18 protein-coding genes and 1 pseudogene are annotated in these 19,477 nt (G+C 42.6%); 9 read left to right on the forward strand and 10 right to left on the reverse strand.

Features of this window, described 5'->3' with window-relative positions; translation table 11 throughout:
• Positions 1-8 precede the first annotated feature (8 nt).
• The 4 genes from BMI76_RS06355 to glpK all read left to right on the forward strand — a co-directional run bounded on the left by BMI76_RS06355 (position 9) and on the right by glpK (position 3,386).
• Positions 9-629 (forward strand): ribonuclease P, encoded by a 621-nt coding sequence (locus tag BMI76_RS06355; protein WP_075346757.1) that lies wholly within the window; start codon positions 9-11, stop codon positions 627-629.
• Between the two features lie 488 nt (positions 630-1,117).
• The gene (locus tag BMI76_RS06365; protein WP_075346758.1) at positions 1,118-1,297 is read left to right on the forward strand and encodes a Blp family class II bacteriocin; all 180 of its coding nucleotides are present in this window, start codon (positions 1,118-1,120) and stop codon (positions 1,295-1,297) included.
• A gap of 43 nt (positions 1,298-1,340) precedes the next feature.
• Positions 1,341-1,541, forward strand: a complete 201-nt coding sequence (locus tag BMI76_RS06370) for a ComC/BlpC family leader-containing pheromone/bacteriocin (protein WP_075346759.1) — start codon at positions 1,341-1,343, stop codon at positions 1,539-1,541.
• 324 nt (positions 1,542-1,865) lie between these two features.
• Entirely contained in the window at positions 1,866-3,386 is a 1,521-nt protein-coding gene (glpK, locus tag BMI76_RS06375; RefSeq protein ID WP_075346760.1) for a glycerol kinase GlpK, read from the forward strand.
• Between the two features lie 163 nt (positions 3,387-3,549).
• Here the strand turns inward: glpK and BMI76_RS06380 are convergent, their stop codons facing one another.
• Together BMI76_RS06380 and serS are read right to left on the reverse strand one after the other, a co-directional pair.
• The gene (locus BMI76_RS06380; protein ID WP_075346761.1) at positions 3,550-3,906 is read right to left on the reverse strand and encodes a hypothetical protein; all 357 of its coding nucleotides are present in this window, start codon (positions 3,904-3,906) and stop codon (positions 3,550-3,552) included.
• 445 nt (positions 3,907-4,351) lie between these two features.
• Positions 4,352-5,635, reverse strand: coding sequence for a serine--tRNA ligase (gene serS / locus BMI76_RS06385; RefSeq protein ID WP_075346762.1), 1,284 nt, complete (start codon positions 5,633-5,635; stop codon positions 4,352-4,354).
• Positions 5,636-5,983: 348 nt separating this feature from the next.
• Between serS and BMI76_RS06390 the strand changes: the two genes are divergently transcribed.
• Positions 5,984-7,066, forward strand: coding sequence for an acyltransferase (locus tag BMI76_RS06390; RefSeq protein WP_075346763.1), 1,083 nt, complete (start codon positions 5,984-5,986; stop codon positions 7,064-7,066).
• A gap of 73 nt (positions 7,067-7,139) precedes the next feature.
• Here the strand turns inward: BMI76_RS06390 and BMI76_RS06395 are convergent, their stop codons facing one another.
• The 8 genes and pseudogenes from BMI76_RS06395 to rnhC all read right to left on the reverse strand — a co-directional run bounded on the left by BMI76_RS06395 (position 7,140) and on the right by rnhC (position 15,570).
• The gene (locus tag BMI76_RS06395; RefSeq protein WP_075346764.1) at positions 7,140-7,517 is read right to left on the reverse strand and encodes a DUF956 family protein; all 378 of its coding nucleotides are present in this window, start codon (positions 7,515-7,517) and stop codon (positions 7,140-7,142) included.
• Positions 7,518-7,676: 159 nt separating this feature from the next.
• Positions 7,677-8,588, reverse strand: coding sequence for a PTS system mannose/fructose/sorbose family transporter subunit IID (locus BMI76_RS06400; RefSeq protein ID WP_075346765.1), 912 nt, complete (start codon positions 8,586-8,588; stop codon positions 7,677-7,679).
• A gap of 15 nt (positions 8,589-8,603) precedes the next feature.
• Positions 8,604-9,413, reverse strand: a complete 810-nt coding sequence (locus BMI76_RS06405) for a PTS mannose/fructose/sorbose transporter subunit IIC (RefSeq protein WP_075346766.1) — start codon at positions 9,411-9,413, stop codon at positions 8,604-8,606.
• Between the two features lie 95 nt (positions 9,414-9,508).
• The gene (locus tag BMI76_RS06410; RefSeq protein ID WP_075346767.1) at positions 9,509-10,501 is read right to left on the reverse strand and encodes a PTS sugar transporter subunit IIB; all 993 of its coding nucleotides are present in this window, start codon (positions 10,499-10,501) and stop codon (positions 9,509-9,511) included.
• 472 nt (positions 10,502-10,973) lie between these two features.
• Positions 10,974-11,459 carry a hypothetical protein gene (locus tag BMI76_RS06415; RefSeq protein WP_027975337.1) on the reverse strand — a complete coding sequence of 162 codons (486 nt, stop codon included), beginning with the start codon at positions 11,457-11,459 and terminating at the stop codon, positions 10,974-10,976.
• A gap of 342 nt (positions 11,460-11,801) precedes the next feature.
• Positions 11,802-13,998 (reverse strand): annotated as a pseudogene (locus BMI76_RS06420) (ATP-dependent RecD-like DNA helicase); the annotation flags it as partial.
• A gap of 74 nt (positions 13,999-14,072) precedes the next feature.
• On the reverse strand, positions 14,073-14,660 hold the full coding sequence (gene lepB, locus BMI76_RS06425; protein WP_075346769.1) for a signal peptidase I: 588 nt from the start codon (positions 14,658-14,660) through the stop codon (positions 14,073-14,075).
• 13 nt (positions 14,661-14,673) lie between these two features.
• Positions 14,674-15,570 carry a ribonuclease HIII gene (rnhC, locus tag BMI76_RS06430; protein WP_075346825.1) on the reverse strand — a complete coding sequence of 299 codons (897 nt, stop codon included), beginning with the start codon at positions 15,568-15,570 and terminating at the stop codon, positions 14,674-14,676.
• Positions 15,571-15,778: 208 nt separating this feature from the next.
• Here rnhC and BMI76_RS06435 point away from each other — a divergent pair, with 208 nt between their 5' ends.
• The 4 genes from BMI76_RS06435 (at position 15,779) to trxA (ending at position 19,417) form a co-directional block, all read left to right on the forward strand.
• Positions 15,779-16,087: a hypothetical protein gene (locus BMI76_RS06435; RefSeq protein WP_075346770.1), complete on the forward strand. Its 309-nt coding sequence runs from the start codon at positions 15,779-15,781 to the stop codon at positions 16,085-16,087.
• Positions 16,084-16,629 (forward strand): CvpA family protein, encoded by a 546-nt coding sequence (locus tag BMI76_RS06440; protein ID WP_075346771.1) that lies wholly within the window; start codon positions 16,084-16,086, stop codon positions 16,627-16,629. The genes BMI76_RS06435 and BMI76_RS06440 overlap by 4 nt, the downstream gene beginning before the upstream one ends.
• Positions 16,630-16,699: 70 nt before the next feature.
• Positions 16,700-19,030 carry an endonuclease MutS2 gene (locus BMI76_RS06445; protein ID WP_075346772.1) on the forward strand — a complete coding sequence of 777 codons (2,331 nt, stop codon included), beginning with the start codon at positions 16,700-16,702 and terminating at the stop codon, positions 19,028-19,030.
• Between the two features lie 72 nt (positions 19,031-19,102).
• Positions 19,103-19,417 carry a thioredoxin gene (trxA, locus tag BMI76_RS06450; RefSeq protein ID WP_075346773.1) on the forward strand — a complete coding sequence of 105 codons (315 nt, stop codon included), beginning with the start codon at positions 19,103-19,105 and terminating at the stop codon, positions 19,415-19,417.
• The last annotated feature ends 60 nt before the right edge of the window (positions 19,418-19,477 follow it).

Raw genomic sequence — 19,477 nt, forward strand, 5'->3', positions numbered from 1 at the left:
GAGAAAAAATGCCATTTATCAAAGACTATTTAACCTATCAGGGGTTTAAATATATAAAACCTGAAAAGGCAGGCCCTTTGGCAGCTGAAATGAAGGAGCTGAAAGCTTTAGGTCAAGCTGCGCGTGCTGAATTTACCGAGATAGCTAAGACTCTGGAACCTAAAGTTGCGCCGTTTCAGATGACTCGCGTCAGCAATTGGGCCAATCAGGCTCAGATTGCCAGACCTCATTTTTGGTGCTACTTCAAGCAGCCCCAAGACAGTCAGGATGATGTTGGCCTTGCTATTCGCCTTTACGGGCAAGAGGAGGCTTATGGTATTTCAGTTGAGGTCAGTTTTGTCGAGCGTAAAAAATCAGAAACGACACTCCTTAAGCAGCATAAGATTTTAGACTTACCGATTGCTGAACCGCTTTACTATTTTGCTCAGGAAAACGGCCTCAGTCACCGCCTTGCGGGAACTGAGGACAATCGTCAGAATTTGCGGGAGAAAATTGTAAGCGGCCAGGTTCGAAAAGTTTTGGTCAAGTACGACATTCCTTTATCAGAAGAATTAGATCTAAACATACTGACAGATCAGTTGGCTCAGGGATTTGATAAACTAATGCCTTATTATCAAGCTGCCAAATAGGAAATGTTATAACTTAATTGATCGGATGAAAAAACAGCCTGATTTCCTTCTAAACCTTGAACTGCACCCTAAAAGTTAGACAGAGAATCTAACAAATGGGGTGCTTTTTTTATGAAATTAAGTTATGATGATAAATTAAGAATATATGAGCTAAGAAAAAATGGGGTGTCTTGTTCCCAACTTAGTCAACAGTATGATATTCAGGTTTCTAATTTCAAATACATGGTAAAACTCATTGATAACATACCTGCTTTCCTTACTGTCATAAATCTGTCTAAAAAATCGAAAAGAATTGGAGCGAATGTCGTGAACGACCCCAAATATGTCGTGAATGGATATTTTTTGAGAAATCAAGAGTCATTTTTTCCCATTCACGACATATTTGATACCATTTACGACAATGACCACACAAACGCATCAAAATAAGGTATACTATAGGTGTTTCTTGGCCAAGGAACAAGATCAAAAAATGAAAACGGAGTTTTGTTATGAATACAATGGCATTTGAACAATTTGAAGCAATGGATAATCAAGCACTCGCTGCTGTTGAGGGTGGATTTTCGGATTGTGCAACGGGTATTCTTGGAACAGGCGGACTTGGAGCAGTCGGAGGCCCTTGGGGAATAGTTGGTGGAGCAATGGTCGGAGCAGCAGCTTTTTGCTTTTAGTAAACCTGATTGAAAATATAGAATATATGTTTGGAGGTAAGTTATGAATAATTCTATTTTAGAACAATTTGAAGAGCTAGATGTAAAGACTTTATCTGATATTAGAGGTAGTGGGTATGGTGTTCAATGCATTTTAGGTACTGCTGGAGGTACTATTATGGGTGGTGCACTTTTTGGTCCGGGTGGAGCTGCTGCTGGCTTTGCAGGTGGCAGTACAGCTTTTTGTTACGATACTGTCAGTTAATTATACTATTTGGGTTAGTAATATGAAAAAATATTTAGTCATTCCTTGTCTATTGATAATCCTATTTTTAGGGATTGGGGTTCTTGTAACGTCAAGTAATATGTTGCAGATGGCATTTGCCATTAGTGGTATGCTGCTGGTTTTATTGGGCATTTTTAAAGAGTATGGCAAGGCGGACAAAAAATAGGTTGCTGTCTTGAAGATTTTGAGATGAATGACGATTATGGAGAGTTAAGTTCCTTGAAAGGTTCCTTTGTTATCGCCTTGAGAAAAGAAGAATAGTAGGGTATAATGTCTGTAAACGCTATCAAAAAGGAGATAAGCATGACGGATTCTTATATCTTAGCAATTGATGAAGGAACAACTTCAACGCGGGCCATTCTTTTCGACAAAGCAGGGAAAAAGGTGCATGAAGCTCAAAAGGAATTTCCCCAATACTTTCCGCAGCCCGGCTGGGTTGAGCATGATGCCAATGAGATTTGGAATGCTGTTCAGGCGACCTTAGCGGCTCTTTTCATTGAATCCGGCATCAAGCCTCAGCAGATTGCGGGTATCGGTATTACCAATCAGCGTGAAACCACGGTCATCTGGGATAAGACGACAGGCTTGCCTATCTACCATGCCATTGTCTGGCAGTCCAGACAAACCAGCAGTATTGCTGATAAGCTGGTAGCTGATGGTTATGAGGAGATGATTCATGCTAAAACAGGATTAATTGTCGATGCTTATTTCTCTGCGACGAAAATTCGTTGGGTTTTAGATCAGGTCCCGGGAGCCCAGCAGCGAGCTGAAAAGGGAGAGCTGCTCTTTGGTACGATTGACACTTGGCTGCTCTGGCGTTTGACAGGCGGGCAGGCTCATATGACTGATTACTCCAATGCCAGCCGAACCATGCTTTTTAATATACATGATTTGACTTGGGATCAAGAGATTCTGGATTTGCTTAAAATTCCGTCCAATCTTTTGCCGGAAGTAAGAGCCAATTCAGAAATATATGGTTACACTGTTCCTTTTCATTTTTTCGGAAGTTCTGTTCCTATTTGCGGCATGGCAGGAGATCAGCAGGCTGCCCTCTTTGGCCAGCTGGCTTTAGAAGAAGGCATGGTGAAAAATACCTATGGGACAGGCGCCTTTATTGTGATGAATACGGGCACCCAGCCCATTAAGTCGGCCAATCATCTCCTGACGACCATCGCTTATGCTTTGGATGGAGAGGTGACCTACGCTTTGGAAGGCTCTGTCTTTGTAGCAGGATCTGCTCTGCAGTGGCTGCGTGATAAATTGCATCTCTTAGCGTCAGCGCCTGATTCTCAAGCAGCGGCTTACCGTTCTAAAAGTCATAACGAAGTTTATCTGGTTCCTGCTTTTACGGGCCTCGGAGCTCCTTACTGGGACAGTGAAGCGCGCGGTGCGGTCTTTGGTCTGACCCGCGGGACGAGCGATGATGATCTTATCAAGGCCACCTTGCAGTCATTGGCTTACCAAACACGAGATGTCATAGACACTATGCGCGCTGACACGGGGATTGCTATTCCTCAGCTGCGGGTGGATGGCGGTGCGGCTATGAATACCTATCTCATGCAGTTTCAAGCAGATATTCTCCAGATACCGATTGAACGGGCAGCTAATCTGGAAACGACAGCTCTGGGAGCAGCTTTCTTAGCGGGCTTGGCCATTGGCTATTGGCAGGATACAGAAGAATTAAAGGCGCTTTTTACTGCCGGTCAGCGATTCGAACCGTTAATGCCTGCTAAAGAAGCCGAAGAACTCTATCAGGGCTGGCAAAGAGCTGTTGCTGCGACCCGTTATTTTGCGGTTAAGGATAAAAATGAGGAAAATTCCTAATAATATATTTATCTGGACTCCTGTCAGCTGTCACGTTGACAGGAGCCATTTTTTGTCTTTTCTTTTAGTTAAAAAATTTTGGAACGAAACAAAAAAGTCCTCAGAAAATGCTTTTCAAGGACCTTTATTTGAAGTTTATTTTACAGCTATGATTGTTAGTTAATCAACCTTTCCTCTTGTTTATCCATCTGACAATTCCGGCAACTAATAATACTGTTATTAATCCCAGAGCGATAATAACAACCGTAGAATTTACTACAGTAGGTAAAGTATCAATTCTATTGATTAAACGTATAGCAGAAAGGATAGCGAGAAGAAGCAGTGCAGAAGATTCAATCCTGATAAGTGATGTCATCCCATTGTCAATTGCCCACAAAAAGCCTGGAAAGCAAACTAATGTAATCGCTATTACAAATAGATTTGATAATTTCTCCTCACCATTGTTAATCACTGTCATCATAAGAATGTTTGATATGATGATAATTGCTGTACAAATGATAAAAGAACTTTTTCTTCTCACGATAACCACCTCAAAATCTAGCTTGCTTTAACAAATACCGAGATTAGGCTGCTAGAACCATAACCAAGGGATACATCTGAAGCTGCACAAGTAGCAAGGTATGCTGCTCTTACTTCCCAACCAATCGGACCTCTAGCCATGGCAAACAGCCCTAGTTGCAGCACCCTAAGCCACAGCAGCAAAACTACAATCTCAATTAGCCCTGCCTTTTATATTAGCAGCAGGTTCTTAACCTATTAATACATGTTCATTTTAGGCTGGTTTTATAAAAAAATCAAGGGCAAGCAGGATTTGCCACCTATATTTAATTTTTTTGACAGCTTTAGCGGGGCTTTTAGATTAATCGCAAGGATTCTAAAATAGAGCTTACTAAGAAACACTAGAGTGCCTCTCAAGTGCACTCTAGTTGTATGTAGTAAAAGCAACTCATTAGCTATGGCTGCGTCTATTTATTTTTGGGACCAATGACCTCAGCCCCGCCCATGTAAGGTCTGAGTACTTCAGGGATAGTCACGGAACCGTCTGCATTTTGATAATTTTCAAGGATGGCAGCAACCGTTCGGCCTACGGCCAGTCCTGAACCGTTTAGGGTATGGAGCAGTTTCACCTTGCCGTCAGCCTCGTCGCGGTAACGAATTTGCGCACGGCGTGCTTGGAAATCTTCGGTGTTTGAGCATGAAGAAATCTCGCGGTAGGTGTTTTGTGCAGGAATCCAGACTTCCAAGTCATAAGTCTTGGCAGCTGAGAAGCCCATATCGCCAGTACAGAGGGTAATGACACGGTAAGGCAGCTCCAGTTTTTGCAGAATATTTTCGGCATTAGCCACCATTTTTTCCAATTCTTCATAAGAATTTTCCGGCTTGGCAAATTTTACCATTTCGACCTTATGGAATTGGTGCAGGCGGATAAGTCCGCGGGTGTCACGGCCGGCAGACCCGGCTTCAGATCGGAAAGAAGGACTCATGGCAGTGAAGTAAACCGGCAGGTCTTTGCCGTCAATGATTTCATCGCGATAATAATTGGTCAGTGGAACTTCAGCTGTCGGAATGAGAACATAGTCAGTATCTGCCAATTCAAAGGTATCTTCTTTGAATTTAGGATATTGGCCTGTTCCAAACATGGACTCATGGTTGACCATGTATGGCGGAATAACCTCTGTGTAGCCTTCTTTAGCGTGTTCATCGAGCATGAAGTTATAGATGGCCCGCTCTAAACGAGCCCCCAGTCCCTTGTAAAACAGGAATCGTGACCCTGTGACCTTGGCCCCGCGTTCCCAATCTAAAATATCGAGATTTTCGCCCAGATCCCAGTGAGCCTTGATGTCAAAGTCAAATTCACGGGGAGTTCCCCAGCGGCGGACCTCAACGTTTTCATCTTCATCAGCTCCTAGAGGAACACTTTCGTGAGGTGTGTTGGGCAAGACCGTTATGATCTGATTCAGTTTGTCATCAGTTTCAGCCAGTTTAGCATCAGTTGCTTTGATCTGCGCTGATAATTTTTGCATGGCCGCAATCTGTGCAGAAGCATCCTCTTTATTGCGTTTAGCCTGTGCAATAGCAGCAGAAGCTGTGTTACGTTCTGCTTTAGCCTCTTCAGATTTTATCAGAAGAGCACGGCGTTTGGCATCAAGGTCTTTGAGCTCTTGCAGGGTGTCTTGGCTGACACCGCGATGGACTAATTTTTCAGCGATGCTGTCAAAATTGTTGCGAATTTGTTTGATATCCAGCATTTTTTCTCCTTAACATAAAAACACAGACAGTGATTTGCTGGAGCGCCCTAAGCGCGGTTCCATCCAGCTTCACATTCTGTGCCCTTAATTACTATAATAAATAAAAATTTCACGGTAGAATTTCACACGGTTTCTTTACCTGCTCGCAGCCGCCGCAGGCTTTCTGAAAAAGATTCAATGCTACTTATCCGCTGTTTTCATTATACAGGATTTAACATAGAATGTAAATATGGGAGATGGGAATTCTCTTGTTCAGAATCATTAATTTTGTGAAATTGCCTTAACAAAATATCTCAAATTTGAAACATTTTTCCGATTGCCTGCTTCCTGTGTTAAAATAGTAAAACGATGAAAGAAAAGATTAGAGAAAAAAGACCTTCACACTATAATTCTGGAATCGATTTTCTTCGTATTTTTGCCATGTTTATGATTGTTGTCACCCATGTTTTGGGAAAGGGCGGCATTCGCTCAACTGTAGAGGAGGATTTTGATCCTTATTATTTTGTGACCTGGAGCATTCAGGTGCTGGCTTACAGTGCTGTCAACTGTTATGCCTTGATTAGCGGCTATGTGGGTGCTCATTCACGCTATCGCTATTCGAAATGCCTTTCTTTATGGCTGCAGGTGTTCTTTTATACAATTGCCTTTACCGGCATCTTTACGGTTTTGCAAAAACCGGTAACCTACCGCGACTGGATTGAGGCCTTCTTTCCTATTATCACAGGACAGTACTGGTATGTGACCGCTTATTTCGGACTTTTGATTTTCATGCCTATTTTAAATATAGCTTTAAACAGGCTGCGAACAAAAGATTTAAAGCATATTGTCATTCTGGCCATTGTCTTTTTTTCTGTGCTTCCGGTTTTGTTTAATACCAAGGTGGATGAATTTTCTTTTGCCAAGGGTTTTAGTATGAATTGGCTGATTGTTCTGTATATCATTGGAGCTTACTTGCAGCGGCTTGATTTGAAAAAATTATTCAGCCGCAGACTGATCCTTTTGATTGCTCTGACAGCTATGGCTGCAACGTTGACTGCTAAACTGCTCATCGGCGATATTTGGTATTGGTACACTTCACCGACTCTTCTTTGTGAAGCCTTAGCTATTTTTATCTTCTTTGCAACCTTAGATATCAAGAAAGACAGCCGCTTTTTCAAATTAATTAGGGTGCTGGCTCCGACAACACTGGGAGTTTACCTGTTTCACCTTAACCCTTTAATGGTTCGCTTTTTCTTAGAGGATGAGTTTGAATCATTTGTTACAGCACCTATCTGGCTCTTTCCTTTTCTGATTTTGGGAACGGCTTTTCTTATCTATGTAGTCTCTACCGTAGTTGAAATGCTGAGAATAAAGCTGTTTGATTGGCTGAATCTGAAGCAAGTGATTATGAAAGTAGACAGCTGGCTGCCTTTTGGAGACTATGAAAACTAAAAAAATGCTGCAGACATTATTGTGTCTCAGCATTTTTTAATGGGTTTATTTATCAAATGAATAGCTTTGCTGTTTAAGGCTTAGCTGCTTTATGTTTTCTGCTAAAACGCGAAGCAATTTTTTGAATGAGGCTGGGGTACCTCAAAACCTTGTCGTTACCAATATGTTCACGGGCTATTTTTAAAATTTTGCCTGAATCCGATGATGCAAAGAGAAATTTTCCCTGATCAGTAACGATTTCAAAATGGCGGCTGACCTTTTTCCGGCTGACGTTAGCGCCCATTTCAATGATGCTGCCCCAAGGAATCTGAATGAAATGTTCAACGTTTGCATCATTGTAAAATTCAAACCCGCGGTCGCCCAGAAGAAATTTTCCGACCTTGCCGCCGATACCCAGATAAGAAACGCCCTTACCAGTGTATTCCACTTTTGTATTGATTGATTGTACCATAACTTACTCCTGAATAATATGTTTTATTATATCAAAAAAAGAAAGCTTGCGCAGTGTTTTGTGAATAGAATGCTGATTATTATTTTGACATTTCAGCTGAAACTAAAAATACTCTAAAGCCTAATGAACTTTAGAGTATCTTGTTATAGTATGTGCTTATTACATCAATCCAATGACATGGGCTACAATACCAACGATAAAGAGTCCGATGATAATTGTGATTGGAGAAACTTTTTTCTTAAGCAGCCACATACATAAGAAGGTAAGGAGCAAGCCCATAAGACCTGGGATCAAGGCGTCCAGCTGATCTTGCAGAGTATTTGCCTTGTCCTGTGTTAAGCTGAGGCCGTCTGCCACCTGACCGAGGATCTTTTGCAGTTGACCACCAGAAACTGAACCGTTAGGGAATTTAATGTAGGCTCCTTCAGATAATTGTGTAGGAGGAAGGCCGACCGTAAACTTGATGGATACCCAGCGTTCTACTAAGGCTGCTAGAATAAACATACCTAGGATAGAAGCTCCTTTGGTGATATCTTTGAGGATACCGCCGGAGAGGTCTTTTGTAATTTCAGAACCTGCTTTATAACCAAGTTCTTGTGTGTACCACAAGAAGGCCATACGGATAATATTCCAGCCAAGGAAGAAGATAATCGGACCAAGAATGTTACCTGAAGCTGCAATAGAGGCACCAAGGGCACCGAGGATAGGACGAATGGTAAACCAGAAAACCGGATCACCGATACCGGCTAAAGGTCCCATCATACCGATTTTAACCCCTTGAATAGCTGCATCATCAATTTGAGCACCGTTAGCACGTTCTTCTTCCAGAGCGAGGGTAACCCCCATAATAGGAGCAGCTACGTAAGGGTGGGTATTAAAGAATTCCAGATGGCGTTCCAAAGCAGCAGAACGCTCTTCTTGTGCTGTATAAAGTTTTTTGATGGCGGGAATAAGTGCGTAAGCCCAACCCAAGTTTTGCATCCGTTCATAGTTCCAAGAACCTTGCAGGAAAGTGGAGCGCCACCAAACCTTACGACGATCAGATTGTGTTAATTGAATTTTTTCTGCCATGTTAATCGCTCCTTTCTAGTAGTCTTCTAAGATGTCGCCGATTGGATCTCCAGAACCGCCGGCGGAACCGCCGCTACCGCCTTGTTTTGAAAGGTTGAGGTAAATAAGAGCCATGGCAACACCGATTGCACCAAGAGCGATTAAGGTTAAATCAGTAAGGGCTGCGAAGACAAAACCAAGGACAAAGAACGGCCAAACTTCACGGGTTGCCATCATGTTGATTACCATAGCGTAACCAACGGCAACAACCATACCACCGCCGATAGTCATACCATCTGCCAGCCAGTCGGGAATCATATTGAGCAGCGACTGTACAGTTGATGTAGGGAGAGCCAGCAGAAGAGCTACTGGGACAGCAATACGGAGACCTTGCAGGAGAAGAGCAGTGAAGTGGGCACGTTCAACCCCGGCGATGTTACCATTTTTGGCAGCAGCATCAGCACCATGAACGATAGCAACGGAAAGGGTCCGAACAATCATGGTAAGGGCAAGTCCAGCAACAGCCAATGGAACAGCAATACCATAGGCAATGACAATTCCTTTTGGACTGAAGTCATTACCCTTAACCATGATTACTGCAGCAGCAGTTGAAGCAAGCGCAATATCAGGGGCAACAGCTGCACCGATATTAGCCCAACCAAGGGCAAGCATTTGAAGTTGACCACCGAGAATGATACCTGCAGCTGGATGACCAGTTGCAAGACCGATCAAAGTACATGAGACCAGCGGTTGGTGGAATTGAAATTGGTCGAGAATACCGTCCAGCCCTGCGAAGAAGGCGACGATAACGACTAAAATCATAGAAATAATAGAAATATCTGACATGTTTCTACATCCTTCCTTTTTGATTAAGTTATAAATGAATTGATAAGGACGACGAGAAGATAACGGGGCTGTTTCAGGAAACAGTCACATTATCTTTACTGGACGTGAGCTTTTTCAATGAGTTCAAACAAGTCTTTTTGAGAGTCGTTTGGTACCTTGCGAACGTCAAACTTCACGCCTAAATCGCGGAGTTTTTCGAAGGTTGCGACATCATCTTTATCCATGGAAATAACATTGTTGACCATTGTTTTTCCGGTTGAGTGCGCCATGGAACCGATGTTTAATTCTTTGATCGGCACACCGCCTTCAATCGCTTCAAGAGCTTCTTGAGGTGTTTCAAAGAGAATCAACGCATGCGTATTGCCAAAACGTGGATCTTTGGCTGCTTCAATCAGTTTTTTGATTGGAACAACATTAGCTTTAACACCGCCCGGTGCGGCTTGCTTGATTAACCCTTTGCGCAGCTCGTCTTTGGCTACAGTGTCAGATGCTACGATGATACGGTCAGCTTTAGAAGCCGGTGTCCAGTTGGTAGCGACCTGTCCATGCAAAAGCCGGGTATCAACACGGGCAAGGTTGATTTTAAGTTTACCATCACCAATAACTGTTCCTTCTGGGATGGCACCTTGAGGCGCAGCACTTGCAGCAGCGGCAGCGGGAGCTGCGTCTTTGGGCTGCAGTTCTTCAGGAAGGGCTTTGACACCGTCCTTAGCCTCTTTAATAATATTTGCGGCAACTTTTTCAACCCCTGCAGAAGCATCCATCATGCGTTCTGTATAGGCCTGAATCAGCATGGGCAAATTAAGTCCGGTGATGATCGCAAATTTACGGTCAGGATTTTCTTCCATGACACGGCTGGCCTGATTAAATGGAGATCCGCTCCACAAGTCAGCCAGAACTAAAATCTCATCATCCGCATCGAATGCAGCAACTGCATCGTTGAATTTGGCATAAAGGTCATCAGGTCCTTCACTTGGCATGAAAGTAACAACTTGAACTTTCTCTTGATCGCCAAAGATCATAGAACCGGATTGATGAATACCAGCGGCAAATTCACCATGACTGGCGATAATGATTCCGATAGCCATTCTTGTTCTTCCTCCTTTTAAATATTTTTTCTCAATTAAAAAGAATAATGTCCTCCTTGAATAAAAGCACAAAATTCTCCTTTGTTAAAGAAATTTAAGAACATTATTATTGTAAAACGTTTTCATGAAAAAAGCAATAGCTTTTTAAGAAAAAAATCAAAAAGTGGCAAAAAGCAGCAAAACTAGGCATTTTACAGGTGAAAAAAATTTCAGAAAAAGACAATGCTAATTTTATTTTTGAAAGGTTTTGGCAGAAATAATGACAACTAATGATAGTTTTTAGCACTATAAATAGTAAAAAAAGACAGGAAGGTGAGACAAAAGTATCTCACCTTCCCGTTTTTTATAGTCTAAAGCCTTACTGCACAAGTGATAACTGCAACAGTTCCCTAATCAGCTGTAGGAAAGCAGAATTCGCCAATCTGCTTTGAATAACTGATTTCTGTACCGCTCTCAGCTGTGAATTGGAAAACTATTCCTCTTCTTCTTTTCCTGCCAGTGTTCTTGCTTTTTGAATGGCGTAGAAATACAGAACAATATAGGCAGCTTGGATCAAGAACGCATAGACTGAAAATTTATTGAACATAGAGAAATAAATAATGTTCAAAATTATGTTCAAAGTTGACACTGCAATCCCTAAATAATAAGGAATGGAGCTGACAGACTGTTCTTGCTTTAATTTTGATAAATTGATAAAGCAAAAAACAGTGATGGTGATATGAACGATGAGTGAAACAATCACAATCATGATACCCGTTGAGGAGATCGTTTGTTTGAGAGATTCTAATTGCTCTGCTGATAAGTTATATTTATCAATTGTCCCGTTTTTAAAAGCTCGAAGTACTGAAAAAACATTGATCAGCCCCAAAATTGCTCCAATAATATTTAAGATACTAAGAACAGCAACGGCGATTGTGCTGGTTTTAAGTGCCTGCCTTACTTTTTCGTATGATACCATATAAACCTCCTAAAATTAAAAAAGCCTGTGTTTTACAACACAAACTTATTTTAACATAAACTACAGCTGTTGAAAACAGGGCAAACAGACAATTCACTGTCTTAAAGCCTGTGTGAACAATCGCCCTTTCAGCACTCTTTGATCCAAGAAGTTAATCTGGAATATAGGTCAGCTAATTTTTAAAGAAGATGTCAAAGTCAGCTTGGGACAGGCCGATCATAGGATCGATAGTCAATAGATTATCTTCAGTCAGGATATAGGAGTCTTTTTCAGATGACAGCGGATTTTCTTCGGTTTGCTCTGTATTTGATGGAGCAGCCGGAACCTGATTGGTCTTTGGACCTTCAAACCGTTCAACAAGATAGGTTCGGCGCATAGTTCCCTGATTTTTAACGGCGTAATCAAAGGCTGCGATTTCACCGAGCATTATCAGCTTGCTTTTGGAGCGTGTGATGGCCGTATAAACGAGATTGCGCTGCAAAAGCCGCCCTCCCTGACGGGTGATAGGAAGGATAACTACTTTAAACTCACTGCCTTGAGATTTATGGATACTCATGGCATAGGCCAGCGTTATCTTGGACCATTCATTGCGCGGATAGGAAATTTCTGTTCCTTCAAAATCAATGATGATTTCGTCTTGCTTGGATTCGGTATATTTTGCAGGCAGCAGGTCGGTGATATAGCCGATATCACCGTTAAACACATTGATTTCAGCATCGTTCACCAAGTGAAGTACCTTATCGCCTTTGCGAAAATGCAGTTCATTGAACTGAAATTCCAGCTGTCCGGCCAAGGGATTGAGGAGCTCTTGCATCAGTATATTAAGGTTGTTAATGCCAGCCTGTCCGCGATACATGGGCGCTAGGATTTGAACATCCTGAGCTGCAATGCCGCTTTTTAGAGCAGCTTTGACAATCTTAGTGATCATTGGCGGGATATGGCTGCTCTGTGCTTCAAAGTAAGAGCGGTCAGCTTTTTTTTCTGTAAAATCAGCTGGCAGAATGCCTTGGCGAATCTGTCCGGCTAAGCTGACAATAGTTGAATCCTCAGACTGTCTGAAGATTTTCGTCAGTGAGACCTGCGGCAGGGCATTGATTTTCAGTAAGTCAGCCAGAACCTGTCCCGGTCCGACAGAAGGGAGCTGATCGCTGTCACCGACAATGATGACCTGTGTATCTGATGCGATAGCGCTGAACAGCTGATTGGCCAGCCACGTATCTACCATTGAAAATTCATCAATAATAATTAAATCACAGTCCAAGAAATCTTCAAGCGCTTGGTAGTCACTGTCGCTGTTTAAGCCCAGATGGCGGTGGATAGTCGCACTGGGAAGGCCGGTCAATTCATTCATGCGTCTGGCTGCCCGGCCAGTCGGTGCAGCTAGAATAATAGGAATATCGCTGCTGCTGAGATCAAGGTTATGAAGGCCGGCATAGGCTTTAATAATACCATTGATAACCGTTGTTTTTCCTGTTCCCGGTCCGCCGGTTAAAAGAAAGACCTTGTTTTGAAGGGCTTTTCGGATGGCTTCTTTCTGAGTGGTGTCATAGTGAATAGCAAATTCTTGCTGAACATGCTTAATCTCAGCTTCAATATCCTTAGTTTCAGCAGGCTTTTCCAGTGGCTGATCAAGAATACGGGTGAGGTGCTTTTGAATACCGCTCTCCGCGTAGAAAAGGGTATTATCAAAGATTTTAGTGTCAATATTTTGCACTTTGTCTTCAATAATCAGCTGGCTCAGCTCTTGCGCTACCTGGCTGGGATCGAGTTCGACCTGCCTTGCTTCTTCAAGAATAAAAATGGCCTTTTCCAGCAATTCTTTAGCTTCAATGTAGGTATCGCCCTTATTGATGGAAGTTTCCAGAAGAGTGTGCACTAAGGCCGCACGAAAACGCTGGGGAGCGTCGCTTTGTATTCCCAGCTGCTCGGCTAATTGGTCCGCCAGTTTAAAGCCGATTCCCTGAATGTCCTCAACCAGCTGATAGGGATTTTCCTTGATAATATCCAGACTGTCTTCACGATAATGGTCGAAGATTTGGACGGCGAGTTTAGTGTTGATGCCGTACTCAGCCAGCTTAGCTAAAATTTGTTCGGTTCCGTAGTTCAATCGCAGTTTGCTGATGAATTTTTCTCTGTTGACTTTGGACAGACCGGGGATAGTGCTTAGTTTGCTGGGATCTTTTAAAATTTTATCAATGGGTTCATCACCGTAAAGCTGGATAATTTTTTCAGCAGTTTTTTTCCCGATGCCCTTGAAATGGTCACTGGAAAAATATTTAATCAAGCCGGCAGAAGAAGGTTTGGCACGCTCATAGCGCTCAGCCTTCAGCTGCTCACCGTATTTGGGATGCTGGGTCAGTTCTCCCCAAAAGGTGTAGTTTTCTCCTTCAATCACATCGGCAATAGTTCCTGTGACGATAATTTCAAAGTCGTCAAAATCACTGTCGGTATCATCAATTTCTAAAAGAATAATTTTAAAGAAATTATTGGCATTTTCAAAAATAACACGTTCAATCGTGCCTGAAAAATAATAGGTCATAATAGTTCCTTATAAAAAATCGAGAGCGGAAATGTCTAAGTTTATTTCCCGCTCCCGTTTAACTGAACGTCTTCTTATTTATTTGAAATAAAACGGACAGCATTTAAAGGCCAAAAGCGGAATTTCACTTCACCCACCAGCTCATCCTTGGAAAAGGTCCCGACTTGGCGGCTGTCCTTGGAGACAATCCGGTCATCCCCCAAGAGGAGGTAGCGGTCTTTTGGTACTTTAATGGTAAAGCTGGCATTTCCTTGGCTGTCCGTTGTAAATGCGGTAGATTTTGAAGCCAGTTCCTGGAAATAGGGATTGTAAGAATAAGTATTGTGCAAGCGGTCTTCAGCAAATTTTTTCTTATATTGCTTCAGATAGGTTTCATCTGCTTTTTTGCCGTTAATAGAAAGCATGTCATTTTTATAAGTAATAGTGTCACCGGGCATACCGATAACCCGTTTAACAATATGCTTGTCACCTTCGGTAGCTACGACAATATCAAAGTGTTCAATAGATGCTGTTTTCACAACGATAAGATGTTCTCCGTCAGCTAAGGTAGGATCCATAGAGTGGCCGTCTACCTGAACAGGGAACCAGACAAAGAGACGCAAGAGTCCGAAAACGATCAAGAAGGACAAAAGGAGTCCCCATTCTTTTAAAAAACTTTTCATGATACCATCCTTATTATTTTAGTAATTGATAGGCTTTTTCTGTATTTTTGAAATGGAGCTTGGCTGTACGCCTGAGCCCGTCTTCTCCATATGCTTTTAAAATCTGACTGGCTGTCTTATCAGATTGGGAGCCTGCACCGCTGGGCAGTTTAAAACCAATTTCCTGACTTAAGGCAGCAAGATTGTCTAAAAAGAGCTTTCGGGCAATAATGGAGCTGACAGCTACTGCCAGATACTTTCCTTCTGCCTTTTCTTCCAGACTGATAGGATTAGTGAAGCGGTTGGTCTCATCCTTCACATATTTTTGATAATTATTGGGACTGGTGAAGGCATCGATAACAATTTTATCGGGTGCTGCTCCCTCCTGCAAAAGCAGGAAGATGGCCTGATTGTGCATGGCTACCTTGACAGAAACAGCATTATGCCTGTGCTTGGGACCGACAACCTGATTATATTTTTGAGGCGTCAGAAGCAGGGCTTTATGCGGTATTTTTGCCTCTAACAAAGGAGCAATCTGCCGAATTTTGCTATCGGTCAGATTCTTGGAATCATCTACGCCCAACCTTTTTAAAAAGGGATAATCAGAAGGCCGGACAAAGCTGGCAACCACTGCCAGACCGCCAAAATAAGACCCGTTTCCCACTTCATCAGAACCAATGAGAGAAAGGTTTTCGCTGCTTTCCTCATCTTGATCGGAAGGCTCCGTCTGAAAACCTAAATGCTGAGCGGTTTCTGAAATATTTTTTCCTTGAAAGACAACCTTGCCTGATGTGTAAATCAGGATGGTCGTTTCTTGAAACTTGGCAGCAAAGCGGACATAAGCATTGTTGTTTTGAATGCTGTAGCTGCTAAGCCTTGCCATCAGGTCTTGAACAGCTTTTTCGTCGAGCTGCAGAACAAAAGTATTCATAAGATATATTTTAGCATAAAAAAGCCAATCTTTGGAATATTCTAATGTAATATAGATAATAAAAGGACGAATCAAATTTTTTTACAAAAATTAAAAAGAAGAATTTCTCCTTTGTTTCTTGCTTGAGAGAGCTTTTTTGGCAGAAATTAAAAATTCTCTAATTTACGAAAAAAGGATTTTACGCTATAATAAAATTCGAGGTGGACTTATGACAAGTAAAAATCGTTACAAATTCACATTTGGTGAAAAAACATTAACACTGACAACTGACAAAGACAATCTCTTTATGGAAGAGATTGAACGGGTTGCTAAAGAAAAATATGACGCCATTAAAGAAAAATTGCCTCAGGCCGATGATGAAACGATTGCCATTTTGATGGCTATCAATGCCTTATCAACCCAGCTCAGCCGAGAAATCGATTTTGATAAAAAAGAAGAGGAGCTGGAAAAATTCAGAACGAAGGAATTGTCTATTCTGAAAGGCCGGGCCCAGCAGCGAAGCGGAGCTAAAAAATGATTTCGTTTTTAATTCTCTTGCTTTTAGCTTGGAATTTTTATATTGGCTATCACCGCGGCATCATTTTACAGGCTTATTACTTTGCAGCCAGTTTAATTTCTTTAGGAATTGCTGCAGTTTACTATAAGCAGCTGGCTGAACTTCTAACGCTGTGGGTGCCTTATTCCAATGCCAGCGAAGGTGCGTCTGTCACTTTTTTCAGCTCAGTAGGCTTGTTTGAATTGGATAAGGTATTTTATGCAGGGCTGTCTTTTTTCAGCCTTTATGTCTTGGCCTATCTGATTTTTCGTCTGCTTGGCATTTTTGTACACTTTGTAAGACTGGATCGCTTTGACAAGCCCGTCTTTGCTTATATCAGCGGGGGCCTGGCTGTTTTGGTGAGCATGCTGTCATTTAATCTTTTTTTTAGTATTTTGGCAGCTGTTCCCGTTACCGCAGTCCAGAATTTTCTGGCAGGAAGCGCAGTGATTCGTCTGCTGATTAATTTTCCTTTATTTTCATGGATTGTCAATCATTTTTGGATAGCAGCAGTATTGAAGTGAGGTTCGGCCTCACTTTTTTGCTGCGGTTTTTAGTATTCGGCATTTTGCTGCATTATGGTATAATAAAGCCATGAATACAAAGATTTTAACGGCCTTAGAATTTGATAAGGTTAAAAAACAATTTGCCGGTTTTTTGCAGACCGAGCAGGGGCAAAAAGAGCTGGACAGTCTGCTGCCCATGGCTGATAAGACTAAAATCGAGCGTTCTTTTGAAGAAGTGGCAGATATTGAGCAGATTTATCAAGAGTACGGCTCCTTTGGCTTGGGCCACAGTCAGGATATTTCTGAGAGCCTGCGCCGTCTGGAATTAGGAGCTGATCTCAATATTCAGGAACTGCTTGCACTCAAGCGGATTCTGCAGCTGTCAGCCGAAATGAATGACTTTTACGATAATTTGGAGAACGTTTCATTAAGAGCTTTGGACGGTCTGTTTGAAAAGATTGAGAGCTTTCCCGATTTGCAGGGAAGCCTGCAGGCGATTAATGACAGCGGCTTTATTGAAGATTTTGCCAGCCCGGAATTAAGTCAGATCCGTCACAAGATTCAGCAAAATGAACAGCAGATTCGCCAGATTCTTCAGGAAATGCTAAAAAAGCAGGGAGACTTGCTGGCTGAAAATCTGATTGCCAGCCGCAGCGGCCGCAGTGTTTTGCCTGTCAAAAATACCTATCGCCACCGGATTGCAGGTGTCGTTCACGATATTTCCGCCTCTGGAAGTACTGTCTATATTGAACCCAGAGCTGTTGTCAACCTCAATGAGGACATGACACAGGCGCGTGCTGATGAGCGCCATGAAGTGATGCGTATTTTGCAGGCCTTGTCTGACAGGCTGCGCCCTGAGACCGCCTCTATCAGAAACAATGCTTGGCTGCTGGGGCATCTCGATGTTGCCCGTGCCAAGTATCTTTATATGAGAGAGTATCAAGCGTCCATTCCCAGCTTGACAGCAGATAAAACCATTCAGCTGCTGGGCGTCCGGCATCCTCTCTTGACTCATCCGGTCGCGAATGATCTGCATTTTGGCACGGATACAACTGCCATCTTAATTACCGGTCCCAATACAGGCGGTAAGACGATTATGCTGAAGACACTGGGAATAACTCAGCTGATGGCCCAGTCAGGCCTTCCCATTCTGGCTGACCAGGGGAGCAAAACTGCCATTTTCAAGGAAATATTTGCCGATATTGGTGATGAGCAGTCCATCGAACAAAGTCTGTCAACTTTTTCAAGTCACATGACACATATTGTTGATATCCTGCAGGCAGCTGATAAGGACAGTTTGGTTCTTTTTGATGAGCTTGGTGCCGGCACAGATCCGCAGGAAGGAGCAGCTCTGGCCATGAGTATATTGGAGCATTTGCGCCTGTCCAATATCAAGACCATGGTCACCACACACTATCCGGAACTTAAGGCTTATGGTATTGAGTCTGATTATGTGGAAAATGCCAGCATGGAATTTGACATGGTAACGCTAAGTCCTACCTATCATTTCATGCAGGGCGTTCCGGGACGTTCCAATGCCTTTGAAATAGCCCGCCGTCTGGGTCTTTCAGAAATCATTGTTTCAGAGGCTGAAAATCTGACCGATACGGATTCTGATGTCAATCGGATTATTGAGCGTTTGGAAAATCAGACAATTGAAAGTCGCAGACGCTTGGATAATATCCGTGAAGTTGAACAGGAAAATTTAAAATTCAACCGTGCGGTTAAAAAACTGTACAATGAATTCTCACACGCCAGAGATAAGGAGTTGGATAAGGCAAGAGCCCAGGCTCAGGAAATTGTCGATAAGGCCTTGACAGAAAGCGACAGCATTCTCAAGAATCTTCATGCAAAGTCGCAGCTCAAACCGCATGAAGTCATCGAAGCCAAAAGGCAGCTTAAGGCCTTAGCACCTGAAGCTGATCTTTCCAAAAATAAGGTTCTCAAAAAAGCTAAGAAAAAGCGAGCAGCCCGAGTGGGAGATGATATTATCGTCAGCAGCTACGGGCAGAGAGGAACCTTGGTCAAGCAGCTTAAGGACGGCCGCTGGGAGGCTCAGGTTGGCCTAATCAAAATGACCCTGCAGGAAAGTGAATTTGATTTGGTAAAAAGAGACAGCGCAAAAAATTCGCCGAAAAAACAAGTTCAGGTGGTCAAGAGAAGCTCTCAAAAAGCGCCCCGTGCCCGGCTTGATTTACGCGGCAAACGCTATGAAGAGGCTATGCAGGAGCTTGATGAATTCATTGATCAGGCCCTGCTCAATAATATGGCTCAGGTCGATATTATTCACGGAATTGGAACCGGTGTTATCCGAGAGGGCGTCACTAAGTATCTTCGGCGCAATAAAAATGTTAAAGAATTTGGCTATGCCCCTCAAAATGCAGGCGGTTCAGGAGCAACAATCGTGACGTTCAAATAGCGTAGCAAATATTAGGCAAACAACAGCTTTTAGTGTAGAATAGGCTTATAAAAACAATGGAGGAAAACGACTATGACAAAAACAGTCACAGATACAACCTTTGAAGCAGAAACAAAAGACGGTCTTGTTCTTGTTGATTTCTGGGCAACTTGGTGCGGTCCCTGCCTCATGCAGGCACCAATCCTTGAACAGCTTTCAGAAGAACTGAGTGAAGATGAACTCAAAATTGTCAAAATTGATGTGGATGAAAACCCTAATACAGCGCAGCAATTTGGCATTATGAGCATCCCAACCCTGCTCTTCAAGAAAAATGGCGAAGTTGTGAAACAAGTAGCCGGTGTTCACACGAAAGATCAGCTTAAGGCTATTGTAGCCGAGCTTAGCTAATCGTTGTATTGTTATTAGATGACCGAAGCTGAAAATATTTGGCTTCGGTTTATTTTTTGT

This window comes from Streptococcus sp. 'caviae' (assembly GCF_001937065.1).
Taxonomy (GTDB): Bacteria; Bacillota; Bacilli; order Lactobacillales; family Streptococcaceae; genus Streptococcus.

What these genes read in the sequence shown, in the direction of transcription:
- serS (WP_075346762.1), bottom strand. Translation starts at nt 5,635, where the DNA reads ATGCTGGATATCAAACAAATTCGCAACAATTTTGACAGCATCGCTGAA.
- BMI76_RS06410 (WP_075346767.1), bottom strand. Translation starts at nt 10,501, where the DNA reads ATGGCTATCGGAATCATTATCGCCAGTCATGGTGAATTTGCCGCTGGT.
- BMI76_RS06415 (WP_027975337.1), bottom strand. Translation starts at nt 11,459, where the DNA reads ATGGTATCATACGAAAAAGTAAGGCAGGCACTTAAAACCAGCACAATC.
- BMI76_RS06390 (WP_075346763.1), top strand. Translation starts at nt 5,984, where the DNA reads ATGAAAGAAAAGATTAGAGAAAAAAGACCTTCACACTATAATTCTGGA.
- BMI76_RS06435 (WP_075346770.1), top strand. Translation starts at nt 15,779, where the DNA reads ATGACAAGTAAAAATCGTTACAAATTCACATTTGGTGAAAAAACATTA.
- BMI76_RS06445 (WP_075346772.1), top strand. Translation starts at nt 16,700, where the DNA reads ATGAATACAAAGATTTTAACGGCCTTAGAATTTGATAAGGTTAAAAAA.
- rnhC (WP_075346825.1), bottom strand. Translation starts at nt 15,570, where the DNA reads ATGAATACTTTTGTTCTGCAGCTCGACGAAAAAGCTGTTCAAGACCTG.
- BMI76_RS06355 (WP_075346757.1), top strand. Translation starts at nt 9, where the DNA reads ATGCCATTTATCAAAGACTATTTAACCTATCAGGGGTTTAAATATATA.
- BMI76_RS06400 (WP_075346765.1), bottom strand. Translation starts at nt 8,588, where the DNA reads ATGGCAGAAAAAATTCAATTAACACAATCTGATCGTCGTAAGGTTTGG.
- BMI76_RS06365 (WP_075346758.1), top strand. Translation starts at nt 1,118, where the DNA reads ATGAATACAATGGCATTTGAACAATTTGAAGCAATGGATAATCAAGCA.
- lepB (WP_075346769.1), bottom strand. Translation starts at nt 14,660, where the DNA reads ATGAAAAGTTTTTTAAAAGAATGGGGACTCCTTTTGTCCTTCTTGATC.
- glpK (WP_075346760.1), top strand. Translation starts at nt 1,866, where the DNA reads ATGACGGATTCTTATATCTTAGCAATTGATGAAGGAACAACTTCAACG.
- BMI76_RS06395 (WP_075346764.1), bottom strand. Translation starts at nt 7,517, where the DNA reads ATGGTACAATCAATCAATACAAAAGTGGAATACACTGGTAAGGGCGTT.
- trxA (WP_075346773.1), top strand. Translation starts at nt 19,103, where the DNA reads ATGACAAAAACAGTCACAGATACAACCTTTGAAGCAGAAACAAAAGAC.
- BMI76_RS06405 (WP_075346766.1), bottom strand. Translation starts at nt 9,413, where the DNA reads ATGTCAGATATTTCTATTATTTCTATGATTTTAGTCGTTATCGTCGCC.
- BMI76_RS06440 (WP_075346771.1), top strand. Translation starts at nt 16,084, where the DNA reads ATGATTTCGTTTTTAATTCTCTTGCTTTTAGCTTGGAATTTTTATATT.
- BMI76_RS06370 (WP_075346759.1), top strand. Translation starts at nt 1,341, where the DNA reads ATGAATAATTCTATTTTAGAACAATTTGAAGAGCTAGATGTAAAGACT.